The organism is Vibrio maerlii (assembly GCF_003415655.1).
Lineage (GTDB): Bacteria > Pseudomonadota > Gammaproteobacteria > Enterobacterales > Vibrionaceae > Vibrio > Vibrio maerlii.
In genome coordinates this window covers 264,142-283,689 of record NZ_QRHC01000006.1, presented here as the reverse complement: position 1 = coordinate 283,689, position 19,548 = coordinate 264,142, and the positions used below count along the sequence as shown (strand labels likewise).

The window sequence follows — 19,548 nt, the reverse complement described above, 5'->3', positions numbered from 1 at the left end:
TGATTAAAAATAGTGAGAGATCGTCAGGTAACGTTCACGTATATGCTCGATAAGTAATCTCACTTTATTCGGAGGTTGACGGGTAAATGGATACACAGCGTAAACACCAAGCTTTTTACCAACTAACTCGGGGAAAATATCCACTAGCTCTCCACTGCGAATATCGTGATAGACCAAACAACGCGGCACATAAGCGATTCCATGGCCTCCCAAAGCAGCCTTTCTGAGTGCCGTCGCATTGTCAGTCGAAAAAGTACCTGAGACCTTCACAATATAGTCCCCATCAACACCTTTAAACTGCCAATCCTTTGCACCTGTCGTTTGATAAGCGTATTGCAAACAGTTATGTTGCATTAAGTCGACTGGCTCGATCGGTTTTCCATTTTTGGCGATATAAGAGGGCGACGCACACACCACCCACTGTGAATCTAAGATATGCCTTGCAATCAAACTCGAATCTTCTAGGTAACCCGTTCTGATCACCAAATCGTATCCACCTTCCACCAAATCGACGAATCGATTGTCGAGAGACATCTCTACTGTTAACCCTGGGTGCATATTGCAAAACTCAGCTACTGCATCAGCAAGTATCAAATCACCGGAGATTGTGGGCACCGACATTTTGATATGACCGCTGACATTTTCACCAAAGCCTGAAACGGCATCCAATGCCTCCTGAGTGGCTTGCTTCACATTTTTAGCACTATGTAGCAGAACCTTTCCTGCCTCGGTAAGAGTCAATTTACGCGTAGTTCGATATAATAACTGAGCCCCGATCTCTTCTTCTAATCTCGCGACTCTCTTGCTAACTACTGAATTTGTAAGGTTATTATTTTCTGCCACCTTACTAAAGCTACCCATTTCTACGACCTGAGAAAATAGGATCAAGTCATCTGCTCGCATTGATTATGTCATTTGTGGAATAAATCAATTTCATTATTTCCCTATATTGATAAAAGATAAAGGTTTAAATTTACACTACATCAACAAAATCATTACAACAAACAATGCAATTCTCCAGCCGTTGAGCAAGCGCTCATTGACTCAATACGCAATCTTAGAATAACAGCCTGGACGCAAAATTATGATTATCTCTGCTTCTACAGATTACCGCGCTGCCGCAAAAGCTAAACTGCCACCTTTTTTGTTCCACTATATTGATGGCGGCTCTTATGACGAACGCACATTGAAACGTAACACAGAAGACTTAGGCGATGTCGCACTGCGTCAGCGAGTATTGAGAGACATGCAAGACCTGAGTCTAGAAACAGAAATCTTCGGTGAAAAGCTCGCTATGCCTATTGCCTTAGCGCCTGTTGGTTTAACCGGTATGTACGCTCGACGCGGCGAAGTACAAGCAGCAAAAGCAGCAGAAAACAAAGGTATCCCTTTCACTATGTCGACCGTCTCTGTGTGCCCTATCGAGGAAGTCGCTCCTGCTCTTGAACGACCAATGTGGTTCCAACTTTACGTACTAAAAGATCGCGGGTTCATGAAGAACGTTTTAGAGCGTGCTAAGGCTGCAGGGGTCACGACACTTGTGTTTACCGTTGACATGCCTGTACCAGGCGCTCGTTATCGAGACATGCACTCAGGTATGAGCGGACCTAACGCCGCAATGCGTCGGGTATTCCAATCCATGCTTCATCCTAGCTGGGCACTGGGTGTTGGCGTTCTAGGCAAGCCTCATGATTTAGGCAATATATCTACCTATCGCGGGGAGCCAACCAAGCTCGAAGATTACATTGGCTGGTTAGGGGCAAACTTTGATCCGTCCATTTCATGGAAAGATCTAGAGTGGATTCGCGACTTCTGGGATGGCCCAATGGTTATCAAAGGGATTCTCGATGAGGAAGATGCAAAGGATGCAGTGCGCTTCGGCGCAGATGGGATCGTGGTGTCGAATCACGGCGGACGTCAACTCGATGGCGTTCTCTCAACTGCACGAGCTTTACCAAGTATTGCTGACGCCGTTAAAGGTGACCTAAAGATCTTCGTCGACTCAGGTATCCGAACGGGGTTGGATGTAGTACGTATGCTGGCTCTAGGGGCAGACTGTACCCTACTGGGTCGCTCATTTGTTTATGCACTTGCCGCACAGGGAGGTCAGGGCGTGGAGAATCTATTGGATCTTTACGATAAAGAAATGCGTGTTGCAATGACGCTTACTGGAGCGAAAACCATCGCAGATTTATCAAGTGACTCGCTCGTTTCTATGTAGTGTTCTTCACATCAAGCAATACCCTTATTTTCACTGGGTGGTCTGTTTTCTGTTTAGTCGCTACACTGTTGAAATCTAACTCACAAGGAAAGTAAACCATGATTCAAATAGGCCAAGCATTACCAATTGCAACCTTAAGTGAACTTAATGATGCCGGCATGCAAACTCATAACACAGATGAGTTGTTTGCCAACAAACGCGTGGTGCTCTTCGCTGTACCGGGTGCCTTTACACCAACATGCTCAGAAGCGCACCTACCAGGCTATGTAGTTCTAGCCGATGAGATTAAGGCGGCAGGTATCGACACCATTGCTTGTGTCTCGGTAAACGATGCCTTCGTGATGAATGCTTGGGGCAAAGCACAAAATGCGAGCGAGATTCTTATGCTTGGCGATGGAGATGCGAGCTTTACTAAAGCGTTAGGGCTAGAGATGGAAACAGCGACTTTCGGTGGTACCCGTTCACAGCGCTATGCGATGGTTGTTGATAATGGAGTCGTCACTCACCTTCATGTTGAAGAGCCGAAACAATTTGAAGTCAGCAAAGCGAAAGCTATTCTTGCGGCGTTAAAATAACGTCGATAAATTGCAACCATACAGATGATGACAAAGGCTTAGGAGCATCCACTCCAGAGCCTTTTTAAGGTTCATTAAAATACCGTGATAATTTGAAGTTGCACAGAAACTCTACATAGAATTTAACAACTTTTCTAAGCGCTCCAGTGCTTCTTTAAGGATCTCGGTTGGACAAGCCACATTGATGCGAATAAATCCATTACCGTGCTCCCCAAACAGGCTGCCTCTCTCAAGAATTAAGTGCGCTTCATTGGCAATCAATTCCATCAGTTCTTTTTCTTCAATGCCGAAGGCAGAGAAATCGAGCCAAGCGAGATAAGTCGCATCAGGAACAGAAAATCGAATCTTAGGAATATGCGCTGCGATAAACTCTCGCATCATTTCGAGATTAGTATCAATAACTTGATTGACTTCTGTCACCCATTCTTCCTCTTCGTTATACGCAGCAATGGTGGCATCTAACGAGAAAGGAGACATTCCAATTGAGCCAGTGTACTTGTTCAGTTTCTGCTTTAACTCATCATTACTTATCACCAAGTTTGTAATGTGCAAACCCGCGACATTGAAGGTTTTATTGACCGCAGTGGCAATTATGGTCTTGTCGCTATGCTCTAGGTTAAGCGCAGAAGTAAATGATTTGCCCGCACGAAGTAAATCAGCGTGTATCTCATCTGAGAAGAACAAGACGTCATTTTCAGCACAAATGGTTAGGAGTTGTTGAGTCACCTCTTCTGGCCAAATATTGCCCGTCGGATTATGGGGGTTGCAGTAGATAAATAGCTTGTTATTTGGGTCCTGACACTTTTTCTCAAAGTCTGCTATATCAATGCTGTAGGTATTTGCATCATCCCTAATTAGGTGGTTATGAATTACCTTTCGATTGGTGTCTTTAACCTGGACTTCAAACGGATAGTAAACTGGGGGTTGAATGATGACGCCATCCCCTTCATTGGTAAATGCGCGAATGACATTGCGGATCGCAGATACAGTTCCATTACTAAAAACAATCCATTCAGGTTCTATTTTCATGTTATGGCGACGACCATACCAGTTGATGATGCTTTCTTGGTAAGCACTAGTCAGCATGGTGTAACCCAACGTACCTTGCTTCGCCCTACTCTCTAGCGCTCTAGAAATTGCAGGGGCGCATTCAAAATCCATATCTGCAACCCACAATGGGATAGTATCGTCATAATAATTCAGTCCAAGAAACTGCTTAACTAGGTTTTGGTCATTCTTCGCTGATGAAGCATCGGTACGATCTAACACTCGAGTAAAATTGTATTTTGTCATCGTGCTCTAACTCACTGATTATTCTTTTGTAATGATTCTGCCTTAGTAAATACCAGAAACACGTTTCCGACTACTAAAAATTTAGATTTTGGTACATGCGACAAGCACATATATCTGAGTCGTTCACTTAGATGCCTCACTTCGGCGTCACATTTAGTCATCAGTTCTTTGATTCACCGCATGTTATCGCTAGCCGTATCGACGTAATATCGCGCGCATAATAATGTGGAAAATATAATCACTATGAACACACAAAGTAACGTAGCAATTACCCTTGAAACAATCTTGTCTGCCCTTACTAAAGTAGAGAAAGCGAATGGCACAGAGTTAGATTCTTTAAAACTGGCGCTATCATCTGTACCAACAAAAGCCGTCGACCTTTTTCACTCAGTAGCAAAATCAGAGTCTATTGATGACCGATTTAAGTGTTTACTTGAATACTGTTCACAAGATACAAACGAAGCAAAGTACTTACTGGAAGCCTCTTTGCTCATGTAGTTGAAATTACTGAGTCGTAAATATAGATAACCCCGCGTCAAAGCGGGGTTATTGTTTTCTATCGGTCTATTTCTTTAGCTTTTCATACCAAAGCGGATGGTGTTTCTTCACCTCTTCCATTGATAATTTACCATCACGGAACATCGCCCAAAATGAAGCACGGTTCACTGGTAATGTTGCAAAGTGGATATGGAACACCAACGCCACAATCATACCTGCGAATGCCACCACATGAAGTAAACGAGCCCATTCCACTAAGAAGTTACCCATCAACATCACACCGCTAATCACCAGCGCAGAGACTGCCGCAATCATAGTCCAAGCCATTAGCTTTTGGCCAATATTGAACTTACCAAACTTACCGTGTTTCCCATCAATGTAAGCCACATTGAGTTGCTTGATGCCCTCAGCAATTGAGCCATCTTTTTCTGGGAATACGTGCCAGTGCTTGATGTCTTTTAGCATCACAACTACGAATGGCACGATGGTCGCCATGAACAGGAATGAGATTCCACGGTGCAGCATCTGAGCAAATACTATACCGTCTGAGTATGTCGTCTCTTTACCTGTAAGCAAGCCATAAATCCATTGGTAGAACTCACCTAAGAACGAGAAGCTTGTAGATAGTATTGGCAAACCCGTTAGGATAAACAGCACCACAAAGTGGATCAAATGAATGTGGAACCAGCGCTGCCATGAGTTAAAGGCAAGGACGGTGTTGTCATCAAGCAGTTCTTTATTTTTCATTACGCGTATCCTTATTCTGCATCGCTGTGTTCAGATTCGTTTTCTTTGGCTTTTTTAGCCAAGTGAACACGGTGACCTGCTGCAACTGCAATTGAACCTGCCACGCCAACACCTGCACCAACTTTCGCGAAATCACGAAGGGTTGAGGTTGTGCTGCTTGGGTCTTCAATCAGTAGGTGCTTACCTGCTTCAGATTGGCTAGCTATTGTGATCAAACCAAGCTCACCAACGTTGCTGTTTACCTCTTCTAACCCGTAAGCAAATAGCTTGTTTTCGCTCGCTTTCTTCTCGATACGGTCTTGCATATCCGCGCGAGAGCCAAACGACAGCGCTTTTTGAGGACAACCCTCAACACACGCTGGGCGCAGACCTGCTTCAGTTAGATGGCTACAACCGTGACATTTGTTCATGGTTGCTGTTTTGTCGTTGTACTGAGGAATGTCGTAAGGACAAGCCATTGCACAAGTACCACAGCCGATGCACTTCTCTTCATCAATCACAACCTGACCACCTGGACGGCGTGAGATCGCGCCCGACGGACAGTTCTCTAAACACTTAGCATGCTCACAGTGCTGACATGAGTTGCGGAAGTGGTGTTCTTCACCGTCGATGACTTCTGTAGTCATCTTCAGGTAAGCGACGTTTTCAGCAAGCTGGTTGCTGTTACGACATTCCGCTTCACATTTTTTACAACCAATACACAGCGAAGAGTCAAACACGATTGCATCTTTTGACTCATCTTCTTCAACCATGGTGATTGGGATGTAATCACGAATGTAGAAGACTTTCTCACCGATGTTTAGATCGGGGTTAAGCGGCTTAGCGTTATACTTCTTGATCAGTTGACTCACTTCACTGTTGGCATCATCTAAGTCACCAACCACTCGAGCACCAGACGGGCATGCATCTACACACGCAGGATTTACGCCTGCTTTTACGCGGTGCGCACAGAAAGTACATTTCTCAATAGTCCTCTTAGGACGACGAAGTGGGTAAACACTCTCTGTTTCTGGATTACCAAACGGAGAGTAAGTCTCACCTGTGGTTTCACGCATCGCTGCTGCAGAAAATAGACCTTGTGGCAACAGTGGTTGGTTGTTGTCCCACGCCTTGCCCGTCGCTTCTTCGTTGAAATGAATCACATTATAAGGACAGTGAGACATACACGATTTACAGCCGATACACTTTTCAGAATCAAACAAGGTTAGGTCATTTTCATCCTTGTACAGCGCGCCTTTCGGACAGTTCGCAATACATGGCGCGTCTGAACAGTGGTTACACATGGTGGATGTGTATTCGAATTTTACGTTTGGGTACTGTCCAGTTGTCGTGATGATCTTGTCACACCAGTTTTTGTCTGGCTCAGTGTTGTTTTCTGTCTTACATGCAAAGATACAACCTGCACATCCGACACATTTTTGGGTATCAATTACCATTCCGTAACGCATGGTTCACCTCTTATACTTTTTCTACTTTGACGCCAATCTGACCATAGAAGGCAGATGAACCTGATAAACGCTCGAATGCTTGCGGCATGATTTCGTTGTTTGAGCCGCCTTTAGGGATAAGACCAAACTTCTTCGAGGCATGTTTACCGTAAGCCCAGTGACCACGACCAAACGCTTTTGACACTGTGTTCGGACGAATACCTTCAAATAGGCTAACGCGACAGGTAATAGAGCCTTGAACCGTGGTTAGACGAACTTCATCGTGCTCTTTGATGCCAAGGCGTTTTGCGTCAATCGGGTTGATCTTCACCGTGTCATAATCTGGGATCTCACCAGGATCGATATCAAAGTTAGACGAGTACCAACTGCAGTTTGCAGAGCGACCTTCACGGCTTAGACGCAGCTTGTGGTCAACGAACAAGAATGGGAAACCCTCTTCATCACCGTAGCGGATTGGCTCTTCGTAGTGTGGAATCCACGCCTGTTCACCGCGCGCTTCGTAATCACACGCTGCCATCACATCATCAATGCCAACGCTGTGTTTATCGGCGTGCTTTTTCAGTGAGTAGTGCAGAGTTTCGCTGTAGAACTCAAACTTCTTGGTCTTGGTTTTCATCTTGCTCCAGCGTTTTTGATACGGCATCTCATCCGAGTTCCATACGCCGATCTTGATGAATTCTTCCCAACCGCTGAACTTAGTACCTGACTGGTATTTCGCTGGATCCCAGATGTTTTGCGTCATGGTTTTCGCCATGTAAACGCCAAACTCTTTGTGGTTCTGCGGAGCTTTACCTGTCTCAGGATCTCTAAAGTTATCCAGTAGGTAGCGCATCGGCTGATTAAAGCCTTTACGAGCAAACGCTTTTGCCATTAGCCAAGGTAGACCCGCTTCATCTTCCACTTCGGCAATGTTTTGGATAATAGGCTTGCTTAACGCGAGTGATGCATGACGGTTAGACGAAGACTTCTGCAGACCCCAACGCTCAAACATAAAGTGCGGCGCAGGAAGAACTAGATCAGAGAACCAAGTTAGCTCACTCACATGCGTAGTCACATGCGTCATAAATGGAATCTTCTTCAACGCCTCATCCCACATCTCGTTACCCGGAGCAGAGAAGTTGAAGTTGTTGAAGTAGCTCAATACCACTTCTGGTAGATATGGGTCTGTCTCAAGAATACTTGTTGCGACAGCACCGGTAGAAACGCCACCGCCACTCTTACCTTTCTTCAGGTTCGGGAATTCAAGACGACCACGGCGGTCAATCTTCTCTTTCTTCAGACCGTTATTCGCAATCTCATCTTGGTAGTCAGACGTCGATGGGTTAATCACAGACACCGTTGAACCCCAGTCCATCGTTCCACCAACGTTATCTACTGCGCCTAACAGACCATTAAGCGCATTCATCGCCATTGCAGTGTATGCACCGCGAGTCTGCATTTGCGAACCACGTGAACGCCAGATCTGGATATTTGGCGCGTTTTCACCAAGCTCCTTTGCGATTTGACGAATCTGCTTTGCAGAAATGCTACATAGTGATTCAGCCCACTCAGGTGTGCGGTCTTTAAGCTCTAGGTTCCACCACTTCACTAAGCCGTATGCATGGTTGTCTGCAAACAAGCTCTCATCGACGGTTTCACCCGCTTTAAAGTGGTTTTGACCGTCAGTGAAGTCACCCACAAATTCACGGTGCCACACGCCTTTCACAAGGATTTCATGCGCAAGTGCTAGCGCTAATGCACCATCTTGACCAGGCATAATCGGTAGCCAGCTGTGTGCTTTCGCCGCAGATGCAGAGAAACGAGGGTCAACAATCGTCACCTTCGCGTTGTCTAGCATGTTGCCCCAGTGCTGGTTGTGGTAAGAGACCTGACGGTTGGCTGAAAGTGGATCTACACCAAACGACAAGATGTATTTGGTGTTCTTAATATCCCACTGGCGGTAGCCCCAGTTACCCTCGGTAAAGTAACTACCAAACTTGTCCGCTTCCGCACACAGCGCACTGTGGCTGATCGCGTTTGATGAGCCGATAATTTTGGTCATGTTCTTCATCAGAACATCACTGAACATCGAGTAACGGCCACGCAATGTTACGTACTTATGCGTTTCGTTCTTTTCACGCAGCGCCATGATCTTTTCAGCGAACAGATCCATCGCTTCATCCCAGCTCACTTCTCTGAACATAGGATCGATACCACGCCCTTTCATCGGGTTGGTACGAATCATTGGTTTTTTAATGCGGTCAGGATCGTACAGTTCTTGCAGTGCTAGATACTGACGGGAACAGCCTGCTGTGCCATGAATTTTTGAATGCTCGTTGCCACGGATATGGATTGCACGACCGTTTTGAACGTAAACCTGTTTCGCACAGAAAGACGTACAACCGTTACAAACCGTTGATTCCCAAGTACCAGAGTTGACCTCTACGCTCACCTTGTAACCCGCTTTGTCCATTGCATGGACAACAGGGTTTACTGAGAACAAACTTAAGGCCGCAACTGCGCTTGAACCACGCAAGAACTGGCGTCTGGAGATATTAAACTCACCATTATTGTTCATTTTACTAATTCCATTATTGCTATATACGAATGAGCGTATATTCGAATAAGCAGAATTAAAAACACATTTGATTACAAGTATTAAGATTTGTGAAGGCTACTGAAGAGTTAAAAAGTAGGGTGTGCTGAGTGGATTTTTGTTGATAATCATCAATACAACGAATACCTATTTATGGGTATTATCTTGTAATTGCTAATGATTCTTAATTATAAAATCTATATTATTCGTCACGCTGAGGTCCGGCCAGCGCATTAACCAACCTTTTGACTTTACCCGGCGCTCAAACACTTCGAGTGATCTTTTGGGATTGTACGTGATGTGACCATCGAGCAGGGATTCAAACCCAAAAGCAGCAATGCATTCGTATTTGCCATGCCCTATCTGACGTATTGCCACAGCCGTTTCTTTTTCCGGCCAATAACTCATAGCATCAAGTACACTGGTATAGGGTTCATCACCATTTCGAAGATGCATACTCGCTTGATTACGGACCTGCCACCTGAGCTCAGGCATTCTTGCTCTTAGCTGAGCTTCATAGTGAAGGTAGACATTAGCATCAGATTCTTCAGGATCGAAGTAAATAACGTCTACATCGTTAAGCGGTGTCGGTTTAGAAAGTTGATGAAGCGAGTCCCAAACTAGATTACGAACAAAGCCCGCAGCGATGTAGCATTGCGGCAGCCTCAATGAGCGAACATCTTCCAGCGCACTCAACCTAGCAGGGTCTTGCTTTATCAACTCAACAATCTTTTCCATTTATGCTGACTTACCAGTTACTAAACCTTTTGATTGTAGCCAGTGCATTACTTCTAACGCCGCGACAGAGCAAACCGCTTCATCATTGCCATCGATGTATCTTAGCTCTTCAATCTCAGCCGCCGCAGACAGTTCACCGACATAATCAGCGAAGTAACAGGTCAGTTGCACATAGACACCTTCGGCTTTACCATCCGCTTGAGCTTTGAAGGTTTCCATGTACTTCACTGATTCAGAACTTAGGTCAACCGATAATTCTTCTTGGATTTCACGAATCAATGCTTCGGTATCGCTCTCTCCGGCCTCACGTTTTCCTCCAGGAAGGTAGAACAGGTCTTTTCCTTTCGACCTAACCGCTAATAATTTACCGTCTTTGATAAAAATCCAAGCGAGTTTATCTATTATTTTATCCATTTTCTCTCTTATATTTTAACTGTTAATCAGTGCTTTACTCAGCTCTTGCCACTCCGTTCTTAAAATAGCGTGTTTAAGTTGCACAGACACATATCTCACTTCGAGAACATCCTGTTCACTCTCAAACACAGCGAAATAGGCTTGTCGGTTTTTCAAGACCTCAATTGGCGGCTTTGATAAACGTGCTAGCGCCACGCTTTTAACTATAGCTCCTTCTCGAAGCGAAAGCCGGACGACAGTTACCTTAAACTATATAGGATAATGTTGAGTTTTTTACCTGATTTGTAAGCTGGCTTTCGCTGCTGACACCAAAGTTTGCTTTGAGTCATATACGTTCTTTGCTGCGTCGTAAATGAAATGAACGCTAGATTCTGAAATTTTCATAAACTCTTCATTCCTTGAGTGTTAACCAGTTCCCACATTGCTCTGGACAACGCCCAATTAAGGTGTGAACCACGCTGCCACGAAACTAAACCATACCACCGTAAACACAAAACCCAACGATGGAATGAAAAATGCCAAGCATGGGGAATCACTCTCAAAATTGTTTGTTCTATGCCTTTCGTGCGCCTATACTCAATGCGCACCACAAATACGCACAGGTAATTATCATGAGAAATGCATATAGTACGCAAGCACCCAAAAAAGCTGCAAACTTAAGCTTAAATAGCGAGTTACTCGCTGAAGCTAAGCGCCTAAACATTAACCTCTCGGCTACAATGGAAAAAGCCCTTGAAAAAGAAGTAAATCAACGCCGTAAGACTGAGTGGTTGGAGCAAAATGCAGATGCTATCAATGCTTGTAATGAACTAACCGAAAATCAGGGTCTGTTTTCTGATTCTTACCGAGTATTCTAATGTCACAGTTTTCACTATATCAAAATAACGATAAAAGCACTGCTACCGCTTACCCATACTTTGTTGATGTTCAAAGTGAAATGCTTGATACACTTAATACCCGACTGGTGATTCCATTAACACCGGTTGAAATGTTAGAGAAGAAAGCCCCGACTCACCTGTGCCCAGTGATCCACATTGATGAAGGTGACTTCGTAATCCTAACTCATCAAATGGCGAGTATACCAACTAAGATCTTGCGTAAACCGGTAAATGACTTGAGCAATTTTAGAAACGAGATTATTGCTGCTATCGACTTCCTAATTACTGGCATATAGCCGCATTAAGTGATGAACAACGCGACCACCCAAGCCTAAACCTTGCCACATTTACCACTGAAGATGACCTAAGCTGAAATTGCCAAGCGTTAAGAATCCGTCTTAAATTGTTTGTTGAACCAAGCCGCCGTGCGGCAGAGTCCTTTTAATCCATACACTTATCTCTAGAACTTACCATGTTGGTAAGGATTGGAGAAGTGTCATGGATACAAAACAAAAACATTATTTTAATCAATTATATCAACAACATCTCGACAACCTTACCCTTCAGGGGAAGCGACCAGCCACCATTGATGCTTATAGTCGTGCTGTTCGTCGTATCGCCAATTTCTTTGATTGCCCGCCAGATAACCTAAGTCTTGAACAGCTTCGCATCTACTTTCGACAACTGATCAACACTCACTCATGGAGTACCGTAAAACTGGACCGCAATGGCTTGCAGTTCTTCTATAAATTCACTCTAAACAAGCAGTGGGAATGGCTCAATATCGTTAAGCCTCCACACGTTAAGCGGCTGCCTGATATTCTCACGCCAAGAGAAGTTAGCTTGCTGATCACCATGACGAAACGACAACGTTATCAGGCATTTTTCTTTGTCCTGTACACGCTTGGTCTGCGCCTTGGTGAAGGCTTAAACCTGACCATTTCAGATATCGATTCACAGATAATGCAGGTTCATGTTCGCAACGGTAAAGGTGGCAAAGATCGATTGATACCACTGCCTAAACGGTCTTTAGCTGTGCTGCGTCAATACTGGCGTACCCATAAAGATCCACAGTGGCTGTTTCCTGGTATTGGCACAAACAAACCAATGGATCGTGCGGGGGTCCAAAAGGCAATGCGGCAAGTCTGCCAAGATTGTGGGATCACCAAACATGTTAGCCCGCACTCTCTGCGCCATTGTTATGCCACGCACCTGCTGGATGCTGGGTTAGATCTCCGCTCCTTACAAGCGCTATTGGGGCATGCCAGCCTCAATACCACCGCTCGATATACCCAACTGACCAAGGTAAAAACGGCAGAAACAGCTAAAGCAGTCAATACCCTTGCAGATCAACTATCCATATTATGGGAGGCTTCATGAGCGTTTTTACTACTCTGCTCAAAACCCATTACGCTGAGTTGATTGAGGCTTATGGTGAGCGATTAACCCCTGATATGCGACACGCTACGGTGTAAAACCGAGTATGCTGGAACATCACAATGGTATTGCCAGCATTGCCATTATGATGATCGACTTCCCTTAACTTGCGGTCACCGCAGCTGCCCTCAATGTCAGCATCGCACCACTACTGACTGGCTAGCGCGACAAGAAGCTAAGCTCCTTCCCGTCACATACTTCATGCTGACGTTTACCGTGCCCGCACAGTTGCGCGAGTTGGCACGCTACCGACCGCAGCACTTTTACCCGTTGATGTTTAAGGTTGCGTCCTCTGTGCTTAAAGACTTTGCACAACGACAACATCAAGGGGCAAGTGGCTTTACCATCGTGCTGCATACGCATAATCGACGGAGAGATCTGCACCCGCATCTTCACGTGGTGTTGCCGAATGGTTTTTATCAACCACAACGAAGACAGTGGCATAAAGGAAAGAAAGGCTTCTTATATCCGCAAAAGGCGTTGGCGAAAGTCTGGCGGGCACGGTTACTTGAAGCAATCAATCACCACCCTCAGCTATCTTTGTCCCGTCAAATCATGAGCGAAGAATGGGTCGTTGATTGTCGTTCCGTTGGTAACGGGTTGCCTGCATTGCAGTACTTATCTCGTTATTTATATCGCGGTGTACTCCCAGATAAAGCGATCATGCACGCCTACGATAAACAAGTCACGTTCCGTTACACCGATAGCCAAACACAGCAATCAGCCCAACGAACCTTGCCCGTTGTTAAGTTCATTTGGCTTATCTTGCAGCATGTACTTCCCAAAGGACTGCAACGTGTGCGGGATTATGGTCTATTGCACGGCAGTGCTAAAGCACTACGGCACACCATTCAACTCATGTTATTGCAACTACCAGAATGGCAGCTACCACAAGTAATTTTGCCTTCGTATGCAGAATGTGAATGCCCATGTTGCCATCATGAAATGGCCTGTGTGGGCGTCACATCGAAAGCGGCAAGTCGACTGAGCTAGCCGAAAGGCAACCATCATAAGGATAATGGCGGGGCTATCACATGGGAGGGGACAACACGACAAACCAATAACAGTCTCGGATCCTTCGGAGCGCACATCACAGGCGCGCTTCACAGCTGCGCTCGTCTCAAATAAAGTCGTGCGCTCAACCTACCAGAACGCTCGACCGAGCAATTTACTTAATAAGGACAACGGGCTTGTTCAACACCCGAATAAAGTGTCGGCTGCGCGACACGTATTCTTATTTGTTAGTTTTCTTGTGGCCCAATGATTGAAACGTACTTAGCGACAATTGTAATTATTACCATCCCTATAACGAGAAATATTCCTTTATCTATATACGCTTGAATGGGCTCCACCTCGTCAGACATCGATAGTGCAAGCAGACCAGTAAACCCCGACAAGGCAAACATACCACCCCAAATATAACTACAAAATTTGAAGGGCCCTTTACGACAAATCAAGGCAAACAGAATTGTTAACCTCAAAGTTACGCCGAAAACAATTAGAGCAATTGTAGTCCCTGATACGGTCATTTGACTTACTAAGAAAGAAGCTATTGATACTGTGTCGATCAACAAAACAAAGACCAAAATGAGCCAGAACACTATCTTAGCCACTGTTGAAGTAAACTCAAATTTCATGATTTAACATCCCTTTAAAACTAACGAATGACATGGATTCCCCCTCCCGAGGATCTGCCACACTTAAGTGGTCAACACTAATACTGGAGGCACCATGTCTAATCTGTCTTATTGCGGTATTGATCTCGCTAAAAATCACTTCAGCGTTCATGCTATTAACCAACTTGGTAAAGTCATTCTCCACAAGAATGTAACCCGCTCTAAACTACTTAATACCATAGCAAAACTGCCTCCAATGCGTATAGGTCTAGAAGCTTGCGGTGGCGCTCATTATTGGGCAAGAACATTCAATCAACTCGGTCATGACTGTCGTATTATGGCGGCTAAGTATGTCGCGCCTTACCGAATGAAAGGTAAAACGACCTGAATGACGCTGTTGCTATCTGCGAAGCAGTACAACGCCCTTCTACTCGATTTGTCCCCATTAAATCCCCTGAGCAACAAGCCGTTCTCTCAACTCATCGTCTACGAGAGCACTGGGTACGAGAAAGAACTGCATTGATGAATCGAATGCGCGCTATTTTGTCGGAATTTGGCTTTATCATGCCAACGGGTAAAGCATCTCTAATGAGAGAAGTGCCTCTCATCCTGGAAGATGCAGAAAACTTGTTGCCACATCAAGCGAGGGAAATCATCAACGAAGCATATTCACACCTTCAAAGCCTCAATCTACAAATTGAAACAATAGACAAAACGTTCGAGTCCATGGTCAAGCTGAATGACGACATGAAAAGGCTTCTTAAGGTCCGTGGGGTCGGTCCACAAACCGCAACTGCCATCATTGCCGCTATTGGCGACGGTAGTCAGTTTGATAAGAGTCGAGACTTGTCTGCTTGGTTAGGTCTTGTTCCTAAACAGTTTTCTACTGGAGGGAAGAATCGACTTGGGCGCATTACGAAACATGGCGATAAGTATATTCGCACGTTGCTGGTTCACGGAGCCCGAGCTGTAGTAACCACGATTGGAGACAAGCAAGATAGGTTAAGTCAGTGGTGTCGACAAATAAAAGAAAGACGAGGACTCAATCGAGCTATTGTGGCGCTTGCCGCGAAAAATGCCCGCATCATCTGGTCTTTATTACACAACCAAACCGAATATGAGAACTATGCTGCTTAGCGTCTAAAGCCACTAAGCAGCATGACTAAGAGTTAAACCCACCAGGTCATTGCAGACGCTAATGATGGAGATAGGTTAAGACCACTTGCGGAGAGCCTGTTAATGCGGCGGACACACTTGATGTCATCTAACGAATAAGGCACCGCAGTCGCGTAAGTCATCAGGGCCACGACAAAAACGAACTTGTCGATAAGTAGGCCGAATGTAGAGCGGCAGTCCAAAACCCATCACTATTAGTTTAGCGGATGTTTGACAGCCTGGGGGAATCCATGTAGCCGCATTAAGGTGTGAGCGACGCTTGGCTATACTTGAGCGAAGCGAAAACGCCAAGCGTTGCGAATCACTCTTAAGAATTATTAACCGACTATCACCCCATATCACCGCATCCCAAATAACACCCTAAGTCATTGAAATAATTTAATTTAAAACTTACTAAGACTCATCACGTCTCATTGTATATCACCACTCCAACACCCCCTTGCGTCCCCCTAGAAGCATTGTTATTTTCCAGGGGAACAAACCAAAAAATCGAGGGTTAACAACATGGCTGGACTATCTAAACTGACAAACACGCAAATTAAAAATGCTTCAGCAGACGACAAAGAATATACGATGTCAGATGGCGGTAACCTCTATCTTCGAGTTCGCAAAAACGGCTCTAAAAACTGGCTATTCATCTACACCGACTCTAACACAAAAAAGAGAAAGAAAATCGGATTAGGCTCCTACCCGACGATGACACTAGCCGAAGTTCGAAAAGTTGCGACAGAACTCAGAGAGCAAGCCGCCAATGGTATTGACCCTCGCGTTTTCCGTGAGAAACAGAAGTTTGACCGCCTAGTGGATAACAATCTCACATTCAAAGCCGTTGCTGAAAAGATGCTTGAAAAAGAAGAAGCCCAAGAGCTGATAAATAGAGAAGCTCTCATTCGAGAGTCACGCGAGCAAGCGCGAATCAATGGTACAGAGTTTGGAAAAAATGAAATTGACCGCATCATAAACAAAGTCCGTTCATCCTATCGCAAGCGACTATTTTTGAAGCGTAACCTGTATCCCAAACTAGCAAACTTGCCTCTATCATACATAACCCCTTCAAGTGTCATCGACGTCATTGCCCAATTACAGGCAAAAGGTCAATTAGAGAATGTAAAGCGAGCATGCTGCATTGCTAATCAGGTCATGAAATTTGGGGTTAACGCAAGTATTGTGAAATATAACTGTCTTGTTGACATAAAAAGTAACTTCGCAAAATCAAAAGTCGTTCACATGTCGACGGTTCCACCAAATGAGCTGAAAGATGTGATGGAAATCATGTCGGAAAACAACATGAAACCAGTAACTCGTTGCGCTTTCGAGATGCAGTTACAYACCATGACTAGAGCCGATGAACTGGCGGCTATGCGATGGTGTGACATAGACTTTGAARAMARGCTCTGGATAATCCCTGCGTTCTATACAAAATCCAAACGCGAACATATCGTACCTTTAAACAACTATACTCTACGGTTGTTAGAGTACATCAAACCCATGTCGGGCAATCAAGTTCACGTATTCCCTTCAGACAAACCCAATACGAAATATCCACACATCAGCCCATACGCAGTTAACTCATCACTGAATCTGACACCATTGAAAGGCCGACTCGTTAGCCATGGTTTCCGTGGTATCGCAAGTACTTTCCTAAATGAAACGACACGATTTAAGGTCGATGCCATTGAAATGTGCCTATCTCATTTAGACAGAAACACCACACGAGCATCATACAATAGCGCGAAATACCTAGAAGAAAGAGCTCAAATTCACCAATGTTGGAGTGAATTCATCGTTCAATCAACGGGAAAGCACTACTCAATAGCAGGGTTGAGACAGGTACCTTAGAATTAATGCTTTAATGAACTCAACGACCACACCATACCAGCAAAAGAAACTCGAAAGTGTCCCGAATCGTTCTATCGGGACAATACTTTTGCCATATAGTCTATTCAAACCACAAAATAATAATAAAAGGTATATAGGCAATGGACCAATTTTTAAAACTATCAGTAGTTTGTAATACTCTCTCAATTTCAAAAGCAACCCTTTACCGCTGGGTGAACGAAGGAAAGTTAATAAAACCAATCCAACTAGGTGCGAACACTTCTGTCATCAGGAAAAGTGAATTGATCGAATATATGAATAGAATTGTTCGAGGGGATACACGCGAGGAAGTCACTCGTGACATTGAGCAAGCACGCACTCAAATACCAAGGTAAGTCATCTTACTCTGCTAGTTTAAGAACTTGCCACCTGTAAGGATATTCATTGTGCCGACACCAAAGGCAAGATGTCTACAACAAAAAGTCACAACTATCGTAATGGTTGCCCTCAAGACATTCATTGGACTGATGGGATATTGCGTGATTTCCAAGCTATACAATAGGAGCAAAATACGCAGCTCAATTCATGGTATCTATGAAACAAACAGTTAACGTCTATGATGCGATCAGAACTGGTGACCTAACTCCTACTTTACTTGTTTGTCAGATATGGTATTGAGAAAAGGCAACTTGCTAACTACCGACGAACTGTTGAAACAAGCTACAGGTGAAACGCTAAATCCTCTTCATTTCCAGAAACACCTTCGTTCACGTTATCTTTAAAGACAAACTTCAGGCGGTAGATTTTGTTGCCGTCTGAATCAGAATTGGACAGATCTGAGCTAGCCAATTAAGCCAGCTCGAAAGTGGACAGAAGTGAGGTAGAGCAATCTGTCAGATCTGATTACATCGTGGCTTTGAAACCGACAGATTGAGTCCAGGCTAATCCATGCTAGCAAAGCTTAATCATTTGTCTTTGTTGACTTTTCAACATACTTATTTCTGTTGGGGCCTCTGTTTTTACTCGCTTTCAATAAGTGAGGGTGTTTCTGTTTTTTTTCATCGTAGAGTCTTTTCTTTTCCTCTTCTGGCAGGTAGCCATTTGCTGTTAGACCGAGACTCTTAGCCACTGCTCGCAAATAATCGATATCATCGTTGGAATAAACATTGGAATACTCTTTTGGAATTCTATTGCTTTTATTTAAATTTTCACCTCTACTAATACTTCTTAGATTGTCTTCACAATGAAGGCCACAGACGAGTTGAAACGTTGCGTTACCTACTCTAATCCCACCCCTTAGCGGGATGTAATGATCAGTATCGGTCTCTATGCCTCTGGCGTTCTGCTCAATGGTTTGAGCTTCTATTTTTAGAATGGCATCATGGTTACCCCAAAGAGGGGTTGCGAGATATTTATCAGTTTGATGCATACCCCTGATTAGTTTGATCTTGCTTGGATTTCTTTTTGCGTAATCTCGATTTATTTTATTTGTTCGCTCCATGCCTGGCTGTCGACCAAGTGGATCCTTTTTCATGCGCCAATCTTTAGTTTTATTCGGATAATTTTGTTTAATTTTCTCGTTGTTTTTACGTTTTTGTTCATCCGTTCCTCGTTCCCTTTGTTTTCTCTGTTCTAGAAATTCCTCTGAATTGCGCTTTTTGTATTCGCAAAACCTACAAGTGCGACCAGTTGTTCTACGCAATGCCAGACAGTTGCATTTTGATTTTGGTGCATCAGTATAATAGGCATAACCTCTTTTTTTGGCAGTATCTAGAGATATCCTTAGTTCGTCACCTTTAAGGTCAGCTGCTTTTTCTGCATCACTTAATTTGCAATCCGTGGTGTATTCCCAGTAAATAAGGAGTTGTCCAGGTTTTGTGATGACCAGCCTATAGTCAGAACCGAGCTGTTTCCACTCTGGGTGCAATCTGGTAGTTGGAATCGGAAATTGAAAATTATGTATTGCTAATTCTATTGTATTTGGCATATAGATACCTGATTTCCCTCTAAAGTGGGCTCGGTGTTAGTGTCGGTAGACAATAATGTCTGATCGTAAATATGAAGTATTGGCACGCCAATAGACGAATTGGGAAACAGCTTTTGATCATTTTCGC

18 protein-coding genes and 4 pseudogenes are annotated in these 19,548 nt (G+C 44.3%); 11 read left to right on the top strand and 11 right to left on the bottom strand.

Annotated elements, in window-relative coordinates; all coding sequences use genetic code 11:
- Nucleotides 1–3 precede the first annotated feature (3 nt).
- A complete protein-coding gene (locus DPF91_RS12660) occupies nucleotides 4–903 on the bottom strand; it encodes a LysR family transcriptional regulator (RefSeq protein ID WP_117234787.1) in 900 nt (299 codons plus the stop codon).
- Between the two features lie 181 nt (nucleotides 904–1,084).
- On the opposite strand from DPF91_RS12660, the gene lldD reads away from it, so the two are divergent.
- Both lldD and DPF91_RS12650 read left to right on the top strand, forming a co-directional pair.
- Nucleotides 1,085–2,221, top strand: a complete 1,137-nt coding sequence (gene lldD / locus DPF91_RS12655) for an FMN-dependent L-lactate dehydrogenase LldD (RefSeq protein WP_117234786.1) — start codon at nucleotides 1,085–1,087, stop codon at nucleotides 2,219–2,221.
- A 98-nt stretch (nucleotides 2,222–2,319) separates the two neighbouring features.
- Nucleotides 2,320–2,796 (top strand): peroxiredoxin, encoded by a 477-nt coding sequence (locus DPF91_RS12650; protein WP_117234785.1) that lies wholly within the window; start codon nucleotides 2,320–2,322, stop codon nucleotides 2,794–2,796.
- A gap of 111 nt (nucleotides 2,797–2,907) precedes the next feature.
- Here DPF91_RS12650 and DPF91_RS12645 read toward each other — a convergent pair whose 3' ends face one another.
- Entirely contained in the window at nucleotides 2,908–4,089 is a 1,182-nt protein-coding gene (locus DPF91_RS12645) for a MalY/PatB family protein (protein ID WP_117234784.1), read from the bottom strand.
- A gap of 243 nt (nucleotides 4,090–4,332) precedes the next feature.
- Between DPF91_RS12645 and DPF91_RS12640 the strand changes: the two genes are divergently transcribed.
- Nucleotides 4,333–4,587 carry a hypothetical protein gene (locus DPF91_RS12640; protein WP_117234783.1) on the top strand — a complete coding sequence of 85 codons (255 nt, stop codon included), beginning with the start codon at nucleotides 4,333–4,335 and terminating at the stop codon, nucleotides 4,585–4,587.
- Between the two features lie 66 nt (nucleotides 4,588–4,653).
- Here DPF91_RS12640 and DPF91_RS12635 read toward each other — a convergent pair whose 3' ends face one another.
- From DPF91_RS12635 to DPF91_RS22395, 6 genes and pseudogenes are all read right to left on the bottom strand, one after another.
- Nucleotides 4,654–5,334 carry a cytochrome b/b6 domain-containing protein gene (locus tag DPF91_RS12635; protein ID WP_117234782.1) on the bottom strand — a complete coding sequence of 227 codons (681 nt, stop codon included), beginning with the start codon at nucleotides 5,332–5,334 and terminating at the stop codon, nucleotides 4,654–4,656.
- Between the two features lie 11 nt (nucleotides 5,335–5,345).
- On the bottom strand, nucleotides 5,346–6,782 hold the full coding sequence (locus tag DPF91_RS22400; protein WP_117234781.1) for a 4Fe-4S dicluster domain-containing protein: 1,437 nt from the start codon (nucleotides 6,780–6,782) through the stop codon (nucleotides 5,346–5,348).
- A 10-nt stretch (nucleotides 6,783–6,792) separates the two neighbouring features.
- The gene (locus DPF91_RS12625) at nucleotides 6,793–9,339 is read right to left on the bottom strand and encodes a molybdopterin-dependent oxidoreductase (RefSeq protein ID WP_117234780.1); all 2,547 of its coding nucleotides are present in this window, start codon (nucleotides 9,337–9,339) and stop codon (nucleotides 6,793–6,795) included.
- A 192-nt stretch (nucleotides 9,340–9,531) separates the two neighbouring features.
- Nucleotides 9,532–10,095, bottom strand: a complete 564-nt coding sequence (locus DPF91_RS12620) for a nucleotidyltransferase family protein (RefSeq protein WP_117234779.1) — start codon at nucleotides 10,093–10,095, stop codon at nucleotides 9,532–9,534.
- A complete protein-coding gene (locus DPF91_RS12615) occupies nucleotides 10,096–10,509 on the bottom strand; it encodes an NUDIX hydrolase (RefSeq protein WP_117234778.1) in 414 nt (137 codons plus the stop codon).
- 135 nt (nucleotides 10,510–10,644) lie between these two features.
- Nucleotides 10,645–10,838, bottom strand: a pseudogene (locus DPF91_RS22395) (hypothetical protein); the annotation flags it as partial.
- Between the two features lie 282 nt (nucleotides 10,839–11,120).
- Between DPF91_RS22395 and DPF91_RS12605 the strand changes: the two are divergent.
- From DPF91_RS12605 to DPF91_RS12590, 4 genes and pseudogenes are all read left to right on the top strand, one after another.
- Nucleotides 11,121–11,366, top strand: coding sequence for a type II toxin-antitoxin system CcdA family antitoxin (locus tag DPF91_RS12605; protein ID WP_117234877.1), 246 nt, complete (start codon nucleotides 11,121–11,123; stop codon nucleotides 11,364–11,366).
- Complete coding sequence (locus DPF91_RS12600) at nucleotides 11,366–11,683, top strand: CcdB family protein (protein WP_117234777.1); 318 nt, start codon at nucleotides 11,366–11,368, stop codon at nucleotides 11,681–11,683. Before DPF91_RS12605 ends, DPF91_RS12600 begins: the two co-directional genes overlap by 1 nt.
- Before the next feature lie 202 nt (nucleotides 11,684–11,885).
- A complete protein-coding gene (locus DPF91_RS12595; RefSeq protein WP_117234776.1) occupies nucleotides 11,886–12,767 on the top strand; it encodes a site-specific integrase in 882 nt (293 codons plus the stop codon).
- Nucleotides 12,764–13,817, top strand: a pseudogene (locus DPF91_RS12590) (IS91 family transposase). Before DPF91_RS12595 ends, DPF91_RS12590 begins: the two are co-directional and overlap by 4 nt.
- A 248-nt stretch (nucleotides 13,818–14,065) precedes the next feature.
- On the opposite strand, the gene DPF91_RS12585 reads toward DPF91_RS12590, so the two are convergent.
- Nucleotides 14,066–14,461: a hypothetical protein gene (locus DPF91_RS12585; protein WP_117234775.1), complete on the bottom strand. Its 396-nt coding sequence runs from the start codon at nucleotides 14,459–14,461 to the stop codon at nucleotides 14,066–14,068.
- Between the two features lie 94 nt (nucleotides 14,462–14,555).
- Here DPF91_RS12585 and DPF91_RS12580 point away from each other — a divergent pair.
- Nucleotides 14,556–15,577: pseudogene (locus tag DPF91_RS12580) on the top strand (IS110 family RNA-guided transposase).
- Nucleotides 15,578–15,609: 32 nt separating this feature from the next.
- Here DPF91_RS12580 and DPF91_RS22090 read toward each other — a convergent pair.
- Nucleotides 15,610–15,798 (bottom strand): hypothetical protein, encoded by a 189-nt coding sequence (locus DPF91_RS22090; protein WP_164684145.1) that lies wholly within the window; start codon nucleotides 15,796–15,798, stop codon nucleotides 15,610–15,612.
- 322 nt (nucleotides 15,799–16,120) lie between these two features.
- On the opposite strand from DPF91_RS22090, the gene DPF91_RS12570 reads away from it, so the two are divergent.
- From DPF91_RS12570 to DPF91_RS22260, 3 genes and pseudogenes are all read left to right on the top strand, one after another.
- Entirely contained in the window at nucleotides 16,121–17,455 is a 1,335-nt protein-coding gene (locus DPF91_RS12570; RefSeq protein ID WP_117234774.1) for a tyrosine-type recombinase/integrase, read from the top strand.
- Nucleotides 17,456–17,595: 140 nt separating this feature from the next.
- Nucleotides 17,596–17,829, top strand: coding sequence for a helix-turn-helix transcriptional regulator (locus DPF91_RS22390; protein ID WP_117234773.1), 234 nt, complete (start codon nucleotides 17,596–17,598; stop codon nucleotides 17,827–17,829).
- Between the two features lie 92 nt (nucleotides 17,830–17,921).
- Nucleotides 17,922–18,216 (top strand): annotated as a pseudogene (locus tag DPF91_RS22260) (carboxypeptidase M32); the annotation flags it as partial.
- 179 nt (nucleotides 18,217–18,395) lie between these two features.
- Here the strand turns inward: DPF91_RS22260 and DPF91_RS12555 are convergent.
- The gene (locus DPF91_RS12555) at nucleotides 18,396–19,421 is read right to left on the bottom strand and encodes a hypothetical protein (protein ID WP_117234772.1); all 1,026 of its coding nucleotides are present in this window, start codon (nucleotides 19,419–19,421) and stop codon (nucleotides 18,396–18,398) included.
- Between the last annotated feature and the right edge of the window lie 127 nt (nucleotides 19,422–19,548).

What these genes read in the sequence shown, in the direction of transcription:
- DPF91_RS12660 (WP_117234787.1), bottom strand. Translation starts at nt 903, where the DNA reads ATGCGAGCAGATGACTTGATCCTATTTTCTCAGGTCGTAGAAATGGGT.
- lldD (WP_117234786.1), top strand. Translation starts at nt 1,085, where the DNA reads ATGATTATCTCTGCTTCTACAGATTACCGCGCTGCCGCAAAAGCTAAA.
- DPF91_RS12650 (WP_117234785.1), top strand. Translation starts at nt 2,320, where the DNA reads ATGATTCAAATAGGCCAAGCATTACCAATTGCAACCTTAAGTGAACTT.
- DPF91_RS12645 (WP_117234784.1), bottom strand. Translation starts at nt 4,089, where the DNA reads ATGACAAAATACAATTTTACTCGAGTGTTAGATCGTACCGATGCTTCA.
- DPF91_RS12640 (WP_117234783.1), top strand. Translation starts at nt 4,333, where the DNA reads ATGAACACACAAAGTAACGTAGCAATTACCCTTGAAACAATCTTGTCT.
- DPF91_RS12635 (WP_117234782.1), bottom strand. Translation starts at nt 5,334, where the DNA reads ATGAAAAATAAAGAACTGCTTGATGACAACACCGTCCTTGCCTTTAAC.
- DPF91_RS22400 (WP_117234781.1), bottom strand. Translation starts at nt 6,782, where the DNA reads ATGCGTTACGGAATGGTAATTGATACCCAAAAATGTGTCGGATGTGCA.
- DPF91_RS12625 (WP_117234780.1), bottom strand. Translation starts at nt 9,339, where the DNA reads ATGAACAATAATGGTGAGTTTAATATCTCCAGACGCCAGTTCTTGCGT.
- DPF91_RS12620 (WP_117234779.1), bottom strand. Translation starts at nt 10,095, where the DNA reads ATGGAAAAGATTGTTGAGTTGATAAAGCAAGACCCTGCTAGGTTGAGT.
- DPF91_RS12615 (WP_117234778.1), bottom strand. Translation starts at nt 10,509, where the DNA reads ATGGATAAAATAATAGATAAACTCGCTTGGATTTTTATCAAAGACGGT.
- DPF91_RS12605 (WP_117234877.1), top strand. Translation starts at nt 11,121, where the DNA reads ATGAGAAATGCATATAGTACGCAAGCACCCAAAAAAGCTGCAAACTTA.
- DPF91_RS12600 (WP_117234777.1), top strand. Translation starts at nt 11,366, where the DNA reads ATGTCACAGTTTTCACTATATCAAAATAACGATAAAAGCACTGCTACC.
- DPF91_RS12595 (WP_117234776.1), top strand. Translation starts at nt 11,886, where the DNA reads ATGGATACAAAACAAAAACATTATTTTAATCAATTATATCAACAACAT.
- DPF91_RS12585 (WP_117234775.1), bottom strand. Translation starts at nt 14,461, where the DNA reads ATGAAATTTGAGTTTACTTCAACAGTGGCTAAGATAGTGTTCTGGCTC.
- DPF91_RS22390 (WP_117234773.1), top strand. Translation starts at nt 17,596, where the DNA reads ATGGACCAATTTTTAAAACTATCAGTAGTTTGTAATACTCTCTCAATT.
- DPF91_RS12555 (WP_117234772.1), bottom strand. Translation starts at nt 19,421, where the DNA reads ATGCCAAATACAATAGAATTAGCAATACATAATTTTCAATTTCCGATT.